Source organism: Halobacillus shinanisalinarum (assembly GCF_022919835.1).
In the GTDB taxonomy this organism is placed as follows: domain Bacteria; phylum Bacillota; class Bacilli; order Bacillales; family Halobacillaceae; genus Halobacillus_A; species Halobacillus_A shinanisalinarum.
In genome coordinates this window covers 2,589,154-2,603,936 of sequence record NZ_CP095074.1, presented here as the reverse complement: position 1 = coordinate 2,603,936, position 14,783 = coordinate 2,589,154, and the positions used below count along the sequence as shown (strand labels likewise).

General features: G+C 42.1%; 16 protein-coding genes. All 16 read right to left on the bottom strand.

What is annotated here, in order from left to right; genetic code table 11:
• Window positions 1-40: 40 nt before the first annotated feature.
• The 16 genes from MUO14_RS12985 to MUO14_RS12910 all read right to left on the bottom strand — a co-directional run bounded on the left by MUO14_RS12985 (window position 41) and on the right by MUO14_RS12910 (window position 14,327).
• Window positions 41-469 (bottom strand): hypothetical protein, encoded by a 429-nt coding sequence (locus tag MUO14_RS12985; RefSeq protein WP_244751112.1) that lies wholly within the window; start codon window positions 467-469, stop codon window positions 41-43.
• 10 nt (window positions 470-479) lie between these two features.
• On the bottom strand, window positions 480-1,643 hold the full coding sequence (mobP2, locus tag MUO14_RS12980) for a MobP2 family relaxase (protein ID WP_244751111.1): 1,164 nt from the start codon (window positions 1,641-1,643) through the stop codon (window positions 480-482).
• The gene (locus MUO14_RS12975) at window positions 1,640-1,897 is read right to left on the bottom strand and encodes a hypothetical protein (RefSeq protein WP_244751110.1); all 258 of its coding nucleotides are present in this window, start codon (window positions 1,895-1,897) and stop codon (window positions 1,640-1,642) included. The genes mobP2 and MUO14_RS12975 overlap by 4 nt, the downstream gene beginning before the upstream one ends.
• Before the next feature lie 250 nt (window positions 1,898-2,147).
• Window positions 2,148-3,011: a hypothetical protein gene (locus MUO14_RS12970; protein WP_244751109.1), complete on the bottom strand. Its 864-nt coding sequence runs from the start codon at window positions 3,009-3,011 to the stop codon at window positions 2,148-2,150.
• A gap of 12 nt (window positions 3,012-3,023) precedes the next feature.
• On the bottom strand, window positions 3,024-3,587 hold the full coding sequence (locus tag MUO14_RS12965; protein WP_244751108.1) for a hypothetical protein: 564 nt from the start codon (window positions 3,585-3,587) through the stop codon (window positions 3,024-3,026).
• A 27-nt stretch (window positions 3,588-3,614) separates the two neighbouring features.
• On the bottom strand, window positions 3,615-4,715 hold the full coding sequence (locus MUO14_RS12960) for a lysozyme family protein (protein WP_244751107.1): 1,101 nt from the start codon (window positions 4,713-4,715) through the stop codon (window positions 3,615-3,617).
• A 3-nt stretch (window positions 4,716-4,718) separates the two neighbouring features.
• Window positions 4,719-6,641, bottom strand: a complete 1,923-nt coding sequence (locus MUO14_RS12955) for a VirB4 family type IV secretion system protein (RefSeq protein WP_244751106.1) — start codon at window positions 6,639-6,641, stop codon at window positions 4,719-4,721.
• A gap of 5 nt (window positions 6,642-6,646) precedes the next feature.
• The gene (locus tag MUO14_RS12950) at window positions 6,647-7,282 is read right to left on the bottom strand and encodes a TraC-like domain-containing protein (protein ID WP_244751105.1); all 636 of its coding nucleotides are present in this window, start codon (window positions 7,280-7,282) and stop codon (window positions 6,647-6,649) included.
• Window positions 7,283-7,585 carry a DUF5592 family protein gene (locus tag MUO14_RS12945; protein WP_244751104.1) on the bottom strand — a complete coding sequence of 101 codons (303 nt, stop codon included), beginning with the start codon at window positions 7,583-7,585 and terminating at the stop codon, window positions 7,283-7,285.
• Window positions 7,586-7,623: 38 nt separating this feature from the next.
• Entirely contained in the window at window positions 7,624-9,465 is a 1,842-nt protein-coding gene (locus MUO14_RS12940) for a pLS20_p028 family conjugation system transmembrane protein (RefSeq protein ID WP_244751103.1), read from the bottom strand.
• A gap of 15 nt (window positions 9,466-9,480) precedes the next feature.
• Window positions 9,481-9,669 carry a hypothetical protein gene (locus MUO14_RS12935; RefSeq protein WP_244751102.1) on the bottom strand — a complete coding sequence of 63 codons (189 nt, stop codon included), beginning with the start codon at window positions 9,667-9,669 and terminating at the stop codon, window positions 9,481-9,483.
• A gap of 19 nt (window positions 9,670-9,688) precedes the next feature.
• Window positions 9,689-12,211 carry a VirD4-like conjugal transfer protein, CD1115 family gene (locus MUO14_RS12930; RefSeq protein ID WP_244751101.1) on the bottom strand — a complete coding sequence of 841 codons (2,523 nt, stop codon included), beginning with the start codon at window positions 12,209-12,211 and terminating at the stop codon, window positions 9,689-9,691.
• Window positions 12,212-12,225: 14 nt separating this feature from the next.
• Window positions 12,226-13,335 (bottom strand): hypothetical protein, encoded by a 1,110-nt coding sequence (locus tag MUO14_RS12925; protein ID WP_244751100.1) that lies wholly within the window; start codon window positions 13,333-13,335, stop codon window positions 12,226-12,228.
• A 14-nt stretch (window positions 13,336-13,349) separates the two neighbouring features.
• Entirely contained in the window at window positions 13,350-13,613 is a 264-nt protein-coding gene (locus MUO14_RS12920; protein WP_244751099.1) for a hypothetical protein, read from the bottom strand.
• Window positions 13,614-13,635: 22 nt separating this feature from the next.
• Entirely contained in the window at window positions 13,636-13,833 is a 198-nt protein-coding gene (locus tag MUO14_RS12915; RefSeq protein WP_244751098.1) for a hypothetical protein, read from the bottom strand.
• Window positions 13,834-13,898: 65 nt separating this feature from the next.
• Window positions 13,899-14,327, bottom strand: a complete 429-nt coding sequence (locus MUO14_RS12910) for a hypothetical protein (RefSeq protein WP_244751097.1) — start codon at window positions 14,325-14,327, stop codon at window positions 13,899-13,901.
• Window positions 14,328-14,783 lie beyond the last annotated feature (456 nt).

Genomic DNA, 14,783 nt, shown 5'->3' with positions numbered 1-14,783 from the left:
TTTTCAACCTATCATTAATCGGCTAAATCACCGATAGTTGTTAGGATGAAGAAGCTTGTGACTCTCTGACGCTGATTCTTTTTTGCCTTTGGTTGCTGATTCGTTCTTCGACAGCTTCCTTGGCATCCTTCATCGCCTGACTTTCAAATATTGGAGTCGTCACACAACTTTCTAGGTTTTGATCCATCGCAAATCCATTCATCAATTCCAGCAGAACTTGCGTGTTTTTATCACTTTGATTGGCTGCCAACTTTAACCGCTTCATCTCATCGGAAAACACCTCCTGAAAACGTTGAGCCATCAACCCCATGACATATTCTTGGGAATGATCCTTGAATTGTTGCTCTTCCCACTCCGCAACTATCCGATCCAAAGCTTCCCCTGGATAACGAATATGATGTTGCTCCTGATACTCTTTCATTAATCGAATGGTTTCCTCATGGAGCGTTACATTTTGACGTTGCCTCATGATCAACAACCTACCTTTCTCTTTCAATGTCTCGTTCCAATTTCTGATGGTCCAAGTCGTTCATAAACTGCTCATAGGTTTGACTCATGGAGCGTTGAATCCTTCGAAACGATTGTTGTAAATGAACACCCGGAGGCACTGGTCTATGGGAAGAAAAGTGACGTGGTTCATGGGCATGAATACGTTGGTTATCATAAGCTTTCATTTCTTGTAAGAACGCATTTCCCATTCTCTTATAGAGATCATCCAGCTTGTTTTGTTTATAATGTTGATATCGTTTTTTGTCCTTGGGTCCATCCCCATAGGCTTGCTTTAATTCATTCACCTCTAGATCCAGTTTGCGATGCAGTTGTTTCATATCATTTGGGTGATATTTGTTTAAGTACCTTGTCGTAAGTTCATCAATTTTCGGTCGGATAGGATTCAGGGTTTGATAGCCATAGTGCCATTGGCGTTTATCTTGAGGCAAATGATTGTACACTTCGAGGAACAAAGGTTTCATTTCTCTATTCCTCCATTTTGTGCTGCTATTTTCTTTCTTCGTGTTTACCATATGCTCCCGGATCAACGAGTTAATGTGATTTCGTTCCTGCGTTCGATCTAACAATCCATTTACGACTTCACCTTTCATCGCATCTAACGTTTTCGGTTTTCGCTTACCCCGCTCCCGAGTCGGATTGGGTTCGACTGTGGCCACATGAATATGAATGTTATCGGTGTTATAGTGAATGGCCGCTGACCAGACAGCACTATCTTGTAATCCTTCTTTTTTCATCATGGCCTGCATGGATCTTCGTGTCACTTCTTTTAAAGCATCTTCATCTAGGGTGTGGCTTTTGGAGTCATAAACGCCTCGTTTTTGAAGCCAATCATTATCAAACGTAATCACGTCCTGCCACATGATACTGTTCTTCTTTTGGGCTTGTTCAAACAATGATTTAATCCCCTGTTTTCCTTCCACAGATAAACGATCCGAGTTCTGAGTAAACAAGGCAGAGGTTTTATCCTGATCGTCCATATAGTGATTATACAAACTAAACATGGACCGATGTGCTTCCCCTTTTCCTTTGGCCTCTTCGCGGTCTACATACTGGACGTAATCTTGAAAGCCTTTCTTATTGGCGGTCACGAATTTGGTTTTTAAAACCACCCCAGGCGTTATCGTTTCATTCATACTTCTTCACCTGGTTCTTCAAACTGTAAGAGATCATTCATTTCTCGAATCGCTGTATAACAGTGGGCCATCGTTTGAATGTTTCGATCGATTAATTGCTTTAATCTTTGTTCACGATTATTCTCTTCCTTAAAGACAGCTAACTGATGCAACTGTGCGTGTAAAAACTCCTGCCGACTCACACCTTTTTCTTTGGCAAGCTCGTCAATTTTTTGAACAGTTTTTGGATCCATATATCGAATTCTTATTTCCATGAAAATCCCTCCTTCTGATTAAGGTCCTAAAACTAGTGAATAAAGAGAAGAGCATAAGGGGTTTTTGTTCCCACTTGGCGTGTGAATCCCGGCAGAGCCGGGCAAAACGAGGGCACAAGAAAATCCCCAAATGTGCGGTCACTGTGTTGCCAAAATAGGAACAAACCTTCGTGTTACAGCTCTGGTGTGTGGTCCCTGCACAGGGGATGTGTGGTCCTTGTGTTGATGCCTTTTCTCATTTTTTTCGATTTTAGCTATCAATCATGTCTCGTTTTTCTTTTAACATCTTAAGCTTCTCCTTTATAGTTTGAGTCATCGTTTCGTTCTCTGCGGCCACTCGATTGAGTCTCTTTTTTTCATTTTCTATTTGTTGAATTCTTGCATTCGTTTGTTCCTTTTCTTCACCCGTTTCATACAGTCGGTCTGATTCTAATTCCACTAGTTTTTGATCCAGATCATTTAGTTTTTGTTCGATTCTTTGAATCTGTTTTTCCTTATCTTGAATGGTTTGTTTAGCCTGTTTGATATCTCTTGTTAAAGCAGCTAATTCATAATCTTGTTCCGCTTGAATGGTCAATGCTAGATCAGTTTCAACTTTTCGTTGATCGGTATAGATGCGCGCTAATTCTTTGACTTCTTCACCTCCCTTCAGCTCCTGTTGAGGATCACCAAGAAGAATCTCATCCTTTTCTTTGTGCTTGTAAATGTCTAAAGCCATCACCTCGAAAGAGGGACTTACGTCTTGAATACTAATCACATATTGACCTTCTTCATGGTACTCAACTGTCGTCGGAATCTTTCGTTGAGGATTAGCCTTTTCTTGCGCAACAAAGGCCAATGAATCCCCTAATAGATCCGTAGATTGATCTATATTTAGAGTAACAATCATAAGTTGACGGTTCGGATTATAGGCCCAACCCTCAATAATCATGTCCCCAGATCCTTTCAAGTTGATCAGTTTATTCAGGGGAGTTTGTTGAATGTCCCCATGATGTTGGTCTCCCCATATAAATCCAGAACATAAGAAAAAGAGAAGTGTCGCCGTCATGATACTTAACCCAATTAAATACATTTTCGATGTGTTTTCCGTGACCACATTCCTCTGTTTTTTCATTTATTTCCCCTCCTACGTGGCTTGCTTAAAGTCCACCACTCTCCAACGCCCATCTTGCTTTTGGACATCTATTTCTAAAAACACTTCCGACACTTGTTCTTGATCATTCTGTAAAGAATGAAGAGTGTGATAGAACCGAACCAGGGCCGTTGCATGGCTGCTAGTTAGGTTGCCCGTTTCAATAAATAGCTGAACATGATCTATGCTCGTATTCGTTTTCCCCCTATAAGTTTCTGTAGGAAAAAATGTGTTGATCAGCTCATCACTCATGATCGATTGAGCTTGCTTTTTTCGTTCCTGATAGGTCCCTTTGCTGTGCACAAAAGCTGTTTCAACAAACGCAGATACCTGATCCACTAATGTACGGTGACGGTCCTGAATTTTGGCTGGATGTTGTCGTTGGAGAGTCTGTTTCAGCTCCTGATTTTCTTTTAAGATCTGTTGCTTATTAGCTTGCAATTGCTTGACTTTGGCTTGTAGTTCATCGTTTGATGCATTGGTTTGGGCATACACGTTAAACCCCGTAACAGCGATTAAAAAGCCAAGAAACAAACCAAATAAGACTCGTTTATTCATTCATATCCCTCCCTGTACACAACTTGTTTACAGATCAAGGTATGGAGCCGGATCCACATCGGTTCGATACTGATTTTTCGTTAATACCTCAAAGTGCAGGTGAGGTCCAGTCGAGTTTCCAGTGGTCCCACACGTCCCTATTTCTTCACTTTTTTGAACAACCTCCCCTTGATCTACATCCACAGAATAAAGATGCGCATAGTGACTAAATAAGCCATCTTCGTGTTTGATAATCACGCTGTTTCCGTACCCCGTTCCTCCATTACTGACTCTTACCACTTGACCGTTTTCAACGCTTTGGATTGGGGTCACTGCGTTCGTACATGCAAAGTCCATCCCCCGGTGCATCGTCGATGTTCCATTGAAAGGATCCTTCCGCATCCCGTAATCTGAGGTCTGTTTTAATGCTCCTGCAATCGGCAGAACCCAATCTCCCGATGGTCGGACATCTCCTTCAACAACTCCTCCTTTCAGGTAACTTAAAACAGCTTCTACATACCCAATATCGCCGTAACAAGCTTGAAGGGCAGCTGCCTCCGGAGTAATACATGAATACATGCCTGTATGCTTCAACTCTTGGTATTTCATCTGAGAAAATTCAATCGCTATGCCCTTGCTGTACTCCCCGTGATTGTGCTCTTTAACGTAATCAATAAATCCTCCTCCAAAGTTATACGCTTGAAGGGCTAACTTCACATCACCGCCAGCTTTCTCTAACATATCTGCAAAATATTGAACCCCGACCTTAATACTTCGTTCGGGGTCATCAATCGTATTTGGTGGTAAGCCTAGGGATTCACTGGCCTGCATCACATCATCAAGTTTCCCACCTGACTCTTGCATCGTCTTGGCCAGTAACAGCTCCACGTAATCGGATACCCCATACTTGGCCGCATATTTTTCAAATAAAGGGCGGTAACGCTCCACAGCTGCTGAAACCTGTGCGGTTCCATTCACCACGTCGACCGATTGAACATCTTCACTTTCACTACTCTTTTGATAGCCGATTAATGTGGCGAGAGCTGAAGCATATAAAACCATTTGAAGGAGGAACAGAGCTGTTATAAAACCAATTAACCAGAGCCAAACTTTTCGAGGTATAAGCCCCAGTACTAAAGGCCAAGGCATTAGTTAAGCACCTCCTCCGAATAAAGCGAGCTCCTCATCCGATACCTCTACGTTAAAGCGAATATTTTCAACGGCTCGGATACTCAGCATCGTATCTCCTGTCTGCAAATACGGAATATCATGCAACTCACTCTGGCTTAATTGGCCGGCGAAGATTTGCTGCATCATATCCAAGTTATTGCTATCCTGCTGCATAATAATTTTGTATTGTGTTAGTTCGAAGAGCTTCTTAATCTCTTCTACCATGCTTTGATCAGATCCCTCCGGCACAAAGTCGCGAATCGTGTGACTCGCATACAACAAACTGCCAAAATATTTTCTCGCCTCACGGCTAAATTTCGTGAGAAATTCAAGAGCACTTTCACTTTTCTTTTTCGTATTAATGATGTGATGTGCTTCGTCCATTAAAATCAAATAACGAACTGCATCTTCAAAGGCCAGCTCCCCCCGGTTGTATGCCTCAAACTGAGGGGCGCCATTCGTAAGCATCGAATCCCAAAGGAGATTCAACACGTTAAACAATTGAGCCTGAAAGACCTCCGCACGCATTTGTGATAAACCGCGTAGCGTGAAGGTAACGACTTGTTGTTCATTAAAATGTTCAACGGTAGAGGTACCATTGAACAAGTGAGCGTACGTTTCGACAAGATTACGGATATTTAACTCAATGCTTTCGAGACGTCTTTTTCGTTCTGGACTCACCTGTTCCCATTGCTTCCCTTCGCTAATGTCCTCATATAATTGATCTTCAATAAAAGCAAGGAAATCAGAAAAGATCGGATAAAGATGGACCGGTCGCTGTGTGATGTTTGAACTCCCATCCTCGTTCCAAAGTCCAGTAGTTTCATAGAGTTGCCTTAATAGATTCTCATACTCTTTTAGTTCACTATCATTGGCTTCCGGGGCCAAAAACTTATAGAACGTCGTCAGTTTGGATAAGTGCTGTGTAAATGATGTCGTTTCATCTTCAGCCGTACGATATACCTGTAATGGATTAATCACTCCATCCGACCCGTCTAAGGCAATTTGTTTTCCTCCCAAAGCTTCCGTTAGTTCCGCAAATTCGCCGGTCACGTCGAAGGTTCTTACTTTATATCCTTTAATGGCATTATCCAGCATGATTTTCTTGAGTGTAGTTGACTTCCCAGCACCCATGGCCCCTACCATGACACCGTTATAACTTTTGCGCTGGTTATCACGGTGAAACAAATCAAATACGACGTTACCACCGGTCAATGTTGTTCCATAAAACGTTCCGTAAGGGTCATGTAAACTCGTAAAGTGAAAAGGAAAACCACCAGCTAATCCTAACGCTGGGATAGGTTGACCTTCCCGTTTGTTACGATACGTGGACTGGTCGTCATAACTTGAAAGAAGAGCTTTCCATTCGTACTCTTGTTCATTTAAGAAAATGGATCCCCGAAAATTCTCATCTTGCAAGATTGATAGAACGGCCTTCACTTTATCCTCTAATTCAACCTTTGTTGGGGCACTTACGTAATGGCGGAGATGCACACGCTTTACAATTTCCCCTTGTTCTGACACCTGATTGTAGAGTTCTCGTAAATCGTCGTAATTGTTTTGGGCCTCGATGATACCAGCATTGTCCTTTTCATTGATGATTCGTGAGCTTTGTTCAGCCATCCCTTTATTTAACCCATCGCGAATTTTGTATCGGTCGTCCGACACAATATCCATAGTTGTAATCACATTCTCCATATTGAAGATCGGCTCTAGCCAGAAGTCCGATACATTTTTGGGAAAGGCATATACATGAACACCTGCCTCATAGCCATCCCCCTTTCGAATATAAGACTCCTGGAAGTTGATCCCTCCTTGAGGTTGGATATGGGCTAGTAGGTACGGATTGTAACCCTTAGACATTGTTTGTTCTTGGTCTGTTTTAGATTGCAAAAATCTAAACATGACTTCTACCCCCTTTTTTCAAGTTTGGAATTTTGGTTGTAGAGTTTATAAAGCAAATCAATTTTCTTCTCTTCGGTTAAAGGAAGTAATGGAGCCACCCGCCCCAGATAACGTTGACAGTTATTCCGGTATTCTGTTAACTGCTTTAGGCTTGAGGCGTAGATAAATAAATAGAACTCCCGATTTGTTCGGTGTTGTTCTAAGAAGCCTAATTCTTCGCGTTTCCTCAAGAGAAAACGTTCATATAAGGGAGAAGTATTCTTTTTTATCCTTCGATCCACTGCATCAAGCTGTCGTTGCATATCAACGGGGAAGTTCATCGACACAATTTTGATGTCGGCAGCGTAGGATTGAAAAAACTTGGCCATCATCATGATGTCGTATTCCGTTTCATCCATAGAAGGGGAATAGATATCCTTGCTTTGCAGCTGCATCATATCCATATAACCTTCATCCTCTTGAATTTGAAAAGCCCCATCATCTGTCATGTCCCGAATCGGTATAATTTCAGCGATAGACGCTTTGGCCTTTGATCGCTTCTTCTTCTGAGGCTTTGATCCTTTGTATTTCTTTTTTCGTTTCTTAAAAGGCTGTTCATCGAAAAGAGCTTGCTGTTCTTCATGCTCTTCAGAGAAGGTCATTTAGGACTCCCCTTTCTCTTTTTCTTCTGTATCCATAGAACAATAGGTGATACGATCCCGAAACACAGCTAATCCCAAGGCTTTCACCATACGCATTTTCGGGTTTGATTTGGGCCGGACAAGCCAGGTCATCATCAAGATGATCCAAAAGGTCGCGTAATACCAAATGAAAGAGGGATGCACGACATAACGCAAGGTAAAGCCGACACCTCCAAGAATTAACACGACAAGTAAGTCCGTCAGGTAAAACAGACGGTTGATTTTTAGTTCGCTTCCGATTTCAGAAGGAATTTTATAATGCAACGTATCTTCTCCTTTCCAAAACAAAAACGCCAACAAGGTTAAGAGCCTCGTTCGCGTTTTTGAATGTTACGTCTCCATTTTTCTGTTGTATTGCGCGATAGGTTATAGGTGCGTTTCGCCCCCTGAACCTTGTGATGGTTGTTAAATCGATCCCTGAGCTGATCTTTCATATATTGCCCCATCGTGCGCTGTTCGGTTCGGTACTGATTTGGCAGGGGAATATCATCAGTACTAGTTGGGGCTTTCGATTGGTCTCCCTGTGTTACTTGTTGGGCTTCTTGCCCCTTTTGATCGAACGGAACAGTAGTCGAGCTGTGGGCTGTCGGCTCCTTAGCCTCCATGGAAGCAGCTACTTGTCGATTACTTTGTTTCATTTCCTCATGTAAATGAGGTTTCGGGCTAACATTCGGTGATTGTTCTTTTCTCTTTTCTTCGCGCATTTCTTCATGAACGGAAGAAGCTCCCCCTGGTTGTTGCACCTGGGTACTTGCATGTTGTGCGGTCTGAATGGATTCCTCCGAATCTTTAATAGGCTTCATGATTCCAGACTGTTGATCTTGTTTGCCACCAGTTTCTTTGTCTGTATTCCTTTGAGTCGAGCTAGGCTTTTGCGCATTCTGAGGGGAGCCTTTACCTTTACCGCCAGCCATACCTGCAATGGCTCCAGCTGCCCCAGCCCCCGTATTCATCACCGCACTTGTTCCTCCACTAGCCACTGCCCCGACAGCTTTCTTCGCTGGCGGACCAACCGTTTTAGAAGCCAAGTAACCACCCATAGCTACATGCCAAGCATTTTTAAGTCCAGCATCGATGCCAAAGAGTTTTTGGACGATGTTTGGTCCATCGATCACAGCTAAACTACCGGCCACAAGAGCAATCAGATAAGCCATACCTTCTAAGTTCTCACCGATAAAGGTCGTGTAATACATATACACACGCAAACTCAAGAAGATCATAATAAGCGAGGCAAAAATGCTGCCAATGTTTTTAATAATCGCCTTCAATCGCTGACCGGTAGAAATATCAGCATAAGCCATAATAAGCGCCACAATATGATTAAATCCAAGTTCGAAACATAATTTCGCAACCTTAATCGAAATCAAGACCATCGTAAAGGCCATGACCCCGAGCGTCACTATCGCGGTAAACCATTCTACATCCCAGCGATAATAATGTTCGGGGAGAAAGTCAAATAGACTGCTCTTACCTAATTCAACTATCCCTTCTTCGCCGTTCGATTCCAAACCAACTTTATTCATAACTATTTTTTTCCCTTGTTCCGATAATTGTTCACCATTTGCTTTTTCAAATTCCCTTGTTATCGTCTCATTAATAGAAATTTTGTCTATGTTATTTGGGCTGACGTGATGTCGGTTTTCCACATCTGGCGTTTTCCACCCCGTTTCATCATAGACTGCAATGTCTGTAATGTAGTCCATCATCACGCGGTCCGAAATCGTAAAGGATTCTTGCTCAACCTGAGCAACATCGATCGCATGTCCAGTAAATTCATCGACTTGCGCCATCCCAAATGTTAAAAGGGATATCGTCATGATCGAGATAAAAATATTCATCGGGATTTCTGCCCGATTTTTCTCTTTATTGAAAATCAACCGAAACCCAATCATAGCAAGCGAAAAGGCTAACAAAATATAGAGAACCGGTTGAATCGTTTCTAGAAAAGATTGTACAGCTTCACTACGAAAGAAATCTGTCAATGTGAGGACACTGTCCACCATACCTTCAAGGCTATCTACAATCATTTTCAGGAAAAGGATGATCCCCCACCCCATGATTCGGAGCCCAGAACTAAAAATGTTGTTGGTATGGAGGACTTCTGAAAATTGGAGGAGTTTCTCTAATAGTTCTTCATCCGACATTGGCTCACTCCTCCCTCATTGATCTAAGAAAGCAACAAGAGTGGTATTCATATGGTCTGTCGTCGGTTCAATCACCACAACCACCGGCGTCTCCTTGCCTTCAAATAATTTAACAACCGCATCATGCAACGTAATAATTACTTCTTCCCCCTCTTCAATATCGGCTTTGTAGGTATCCATGACTTGCTCTAGTGTTTGCGACATATCAAATCTCCTTTTCAAGTTATAGTTCAACTTTTTCTCTTTGCTCAGGTTCCGTTGATTCTTTTTCCTGACATGATTTATCGATCTGTTTACGAATATGATCATACACTTGTCGGCTAATTTCTTGGCCTTCTCCCAGCATTTTCAGATTGTATAGAAAAGCCTCCAATGGTTCTTTGTTCATCTCTTCCTCGTCATGATCTAACGGAGGGGCGACATGCTTTTGAATCATATTTAGAGTCATAGAATCGAAAAACTGACCGACCTTTTGTTGTTTCCATGCTTCTTTGTGAAATGGTTGGTGTTTGTTTTTATCCTCTTTTGAGATCTCCCATCGTCTGTTGGTTTGTCTTTCCATTTCAGTTTTAGGTTTAGAGGTAAAATCGACCACTAAGTCCTGCGGTTGAACATCTCGATGCGGTGTATCAATTTCTTCTTCCGTTATCGCCTTACTCGTATCAAAATCCTGCCCCAAATACGTATGCGCATATTTCATACTGTGTTTGCCGGTGTTGTAAATAGGAAAAGCGCGTATTTTCCGTCCTCTCTTATCCCGCCGTTTCAATACGCGACGGACCACGGTGTCCCCTTCTTCTAACTCCTGCAGTTCATTGGCCGTTAGGAGGTCCCGTCCTTCGGTACTCTCCGTTTTGGATTTATCGAGTGAAAAGGTCGTTCCTGACCGCGTTTGCGTGTTAAGCGTTTGCTTACCGAGTTTGGAAGAAAAATAAGAGGCGGAGTCATAATCTGCACTTAAAATATAGATCTCGTTCCCACAGTTCCCCCGGATCGTGGCTTGTCCATCTTCCCCATACAGATCCTTTAATTGAGCGTAGGACTGAATGACGAGATGAAACCGAATGTTTCGTCCCAGGCAGACCGTAATTTTATTTGGCATATCCGCAATAGCCGGCATATTTCCATACTCATCTAACACAAACACGACTTCACGCAAACATTTCTGCCCTTTGGCAATCGACGCGTTTTTTGATAACACGTAATACAGTTGACTGACAAAAATCGATGGAATTGCGTGCGTTGATGTGTCGTAATCCGGGGTGACCATGAAAATCGCAATCGGTTTTGTAAAATAACTAATTTGACCGACCGTTAGGCTATTAACAGAACCAGAGGGGAAGGAAAAATGAACCTCCCCGGATTCCTTATCTATGGAGTCTACTTGGACTGTGAGCTTACTACTTTCTTCTACTTGTTGCCTATTGGTTTGTTTTTGTTCATCAGATAAGGGATCTTGATCTTGCTTCACCGTAAGGATGTCTCCTGATTTCAACTTCGACGAGAAGTTAATTGTCCAGGTGCCACTCTCTCCAGACTGATTAACCTCAGTGACGCCATCAGGAAACGTGACATACACTTTGGAGAACGATGTGCCTTGGCCTTTTATCGATTGACCAAAGCCGACCTTCTTCAAATCTAATGAGTTTTTCGCTGTCATCTTGGCTGTCTCACTCATCGTAAATTTCGTTAAGCCATTCATCGCAGTGGTAAAGATACTGGATCGTGTATTCCCTTTGGAAAAGTTACTCGTCGCATACTGTTCTTTGGCCACATGCGCCTGTGGTAACTCTTGAAAATATTGATCCAGTGCGTTAAATTCTTGGCCGTTTTCATCGTCTTCGTTTTTCGTACCCAGTTCAGAAAGCATATTGGCCACAGTGTACATCGTGATTTTTTCTTCGGTTCCTTCGGCAATACTTTTTTCCGTGATCGCAAGGATCATCGCATTAACAAGGGACTTTGCGGAATCATCCCACATGGGCTCTTTCGCTTGGGGATTGTGATATAACATATGGGTGATCGTTTCACAGAGCGTTTGAGCTGTAGAATAATCACCATCCAAATAGGATTGTTTAACGAGTTCTAACAAATTAAAGCTCATGCTTTGCATCGGGTTCATCAAGTTCAGCACTTCAACCTCATAACCTCGATTTTCAAGCGTTTCACGGCTTGAGGCGAAAAGTTCTCCTTTGGGATCATTGATGACTAAGGAGGGCTGATCTTCTGCGCGAGAATAAGCATCGATGGTAGGAATGACATAGGTTTGCCCCTTCCCACTACGCGTTGTCCCGATTATCAGATTATTCACGGGAGATGGATCAATATAGGCGCTACTTCCTTTTCGGGCTAACACAGGACCGCCTTGCCCTGGGTAGGTTTGCGTCCGGTCTGGTATCACTTTGTATTGTTGTTGAATTTCCTTTCGGGTCGCAAAACGCTGGGAGCCCTTTTCATCCGTTCCAATCTGTTTAAAGTTACTTCGAATCTTATAGATCATGTATACGACACCGAGTAATCCACTCACGGCTGCCATCCCATAAAACAAAGGATATTCTCTAACGTGAAAATCAGTGAGATACATTGCTCTAAACACAAGTGGTTGACTAAACTCTGGAAACGTTTGAGCCGTAGCCCATATCGCTAACCCTACATTTAGAATAAAGGTTGCTGCAAACATGATCGCCATAAAAAAACAGATGCTTAGTGGAATAAGCACCTGCCTTTGAGCGATGAACGATTTCAAGATGAATCGCCCCCTTAAATCTTATTTTGTTCCTTTTGCAAAGCTTTTCTTTGTTTTTCTAACTCCTTTATTTTATCTTGATCCTGATTGTCAGCTTGTTTCTCTGTTTCGATTTGATGGTTGAGTTGTGTTAGTTGTTGTTCGAGCTGTTCATATGTGCTGATTTTTTCATTCAGCACATTACTTTTTGCTTCACTGGCCACCTTCTTTGCTTTCTGCAACTGATCAAGCCTAAGATAAGCCAGTCCTTTTTCTTTATATCGTCTAGGGGTCATGGCTACATCTTCAACAACTATCGCCTTTTCGTAATGCTCCGTATGATACGAGACTTCGAAAGTACCAACCGGACTCGGAAAAGATTTTTGGAAGCTTTGAAGTTCTTCGACGCCATGAAATTGCATCACTTTGCCAGCTAAGTTCGATAGGTTTTCCTTGCCAGCTATATCGACGGCTTCTTCAAAGTTCTTTTCCTGTAATAGTAAATAGACCAGAGCCTCTTGTTCGCTATCACTACGCTCTTTTTCAGCCTGTAGCTTTTCTATAGCCTCCATTACATCACCTGTTAAGGCCGTTTCATAAACGCTTTTCGAAGCCTTAACTTCAGCAAGCTCCTGATTTAGCTGATGCATGGCTTGCGATTGACTCCTTAACATGAGGACAAAGGAAATGGATATTACCATCGTCACAACTACAAGGCCCGCTAGAGAACCGGCCATGAGTTTTTGACGTTTACTAAAGAATTTCCATCCTTTTTGACTCGATGCCCCCTCTTTCAGTAATTCCGTCACATCTAACTGATAACTCATAGGTGTATGGGACGTTAAGTTCTGCAGGAGGATATCGCGTTCGGTTTCTTGTTGTTCATTCTTCATCGGTAGCTTAACCAGCTTGCGACATACATGATCATAGATGTTCGTCGTGTCATTGGAGCCCACAACATACGTCCCATTATACAATTTGTCCCCTTCATCATTAGAGATCATAAAATCAAGGGCAACAGGCTCAGCATTCTTCTTTTTCCATTTGGCATCCAATTCTTCTGTTCTTTCAACGGCTTGGTGAAAAGGATAGGGTTGAAAGCTGTTAATTTCCCCTTCTAATTTCGAGGTAAATAATATCTGCATTCGTAGTCCCTCCTTTAAAAGACAACCTGACTATCAATATATTCGGCGATCGCTGTGGCCCCCATCAAGACCACTAAACCAACTGAACCTCCTATAAACCATACTAGGGAGCTTTGACGTCCTCGAACACCTCCCCATATCAGGTGATAGGCGCCGATTCCAAAAGCAATGGCTGCGGAAATAATCCCTAGGAGTTGCATCGCCGTAAGAATAGATGCTCCGGTAGACTGTAGGTTACTTATGGCTGATAACACCATGTAATTCATGAAGACACTCATCTTAGATTCGCTCCTTTTGATTTTAATATGAATTTTTAAAGCCTTTCTCATCTTTCCATTCCTTGTACTGCATCAGAGATTCCATCACAACATTTTGGTTTTCTTGAATGTATTCTTGGTGCTTTTCATGTAGCCAGTCGTTGTAGGAAAGATCCTGAACTTGCAAAAGTGTTTGAACAAGGTCTTTCGATTGTTTGACTTCACGGTTCGTTGCTCCCATAGCTAATCACCTCCTTCAATAAATTTAGTCATAAAAAAAGAAGCGATCTTAAAAGATCACTTCCATTAGGATGAAGTTTCGTTTATGAATTTTTGAAGTGCTTTTTCCTTATCTTTCTCAGATGGATGATCGGCACTTCGTAAAGAAACATATTCTTTCAATGTTCCACCCTTATAAAATCCTAAAGTTCCGAATTGGATATTTTTCAAACCTAAGTCCTTTAATTTTAAATCGTTCTCAATCATTTTGGATGATTGAGAGTTAACTTCCTTCACATTAATAGATTCAATGTTATCTTCTACGAGCTGAATATTAGCTTCACGTTCTTCTTCATCTTCAGTACTGTTAATTAACACATAAGCTGTATCATTTTCTTCAATGTATTCCTTCATTTCTTCTGGTGATAAAGACTCGACTTGACCCGCGGCTCCACAACTCACAAGGATAAAGGCCAATACTAATCCAGCCAAACCACCGATCCATCGTCTCTTCATCAGATCAATCCCTTCTTGAGTGGTTCGTATAACGATTCTAACACCTACTCAAACAAAAATCCACGTTCTGGTAAAAGACATGGAATCATCAATTATCCATTCTAAAATACAAACGTCTAAATCAATCGCTAGATTATTTAGACATTATTATTCCTCTGCCATGCCATTCAATATTAGGGATTGTTTATGGCTGGATACAATCAACCCTATGCAGACTGCATCATGACTTTCATGAAGCTCTGCAATGTACAACGTTTCTAGCTTAAACGAAGAACTTTATGTATCTAGGTTTCTTCTTTGAAGATTTCGTCGGATTCTCACCTCATCTTCTCAAAAGCCACCATCATCAATACAACGCATACCGGGTCACTAGATGCATTTCACGTACCACGCATCGAACCAATTATCGACTGCTAGGAACGTTCTGTGACCACATTCCATTCCTAGCATAGATAT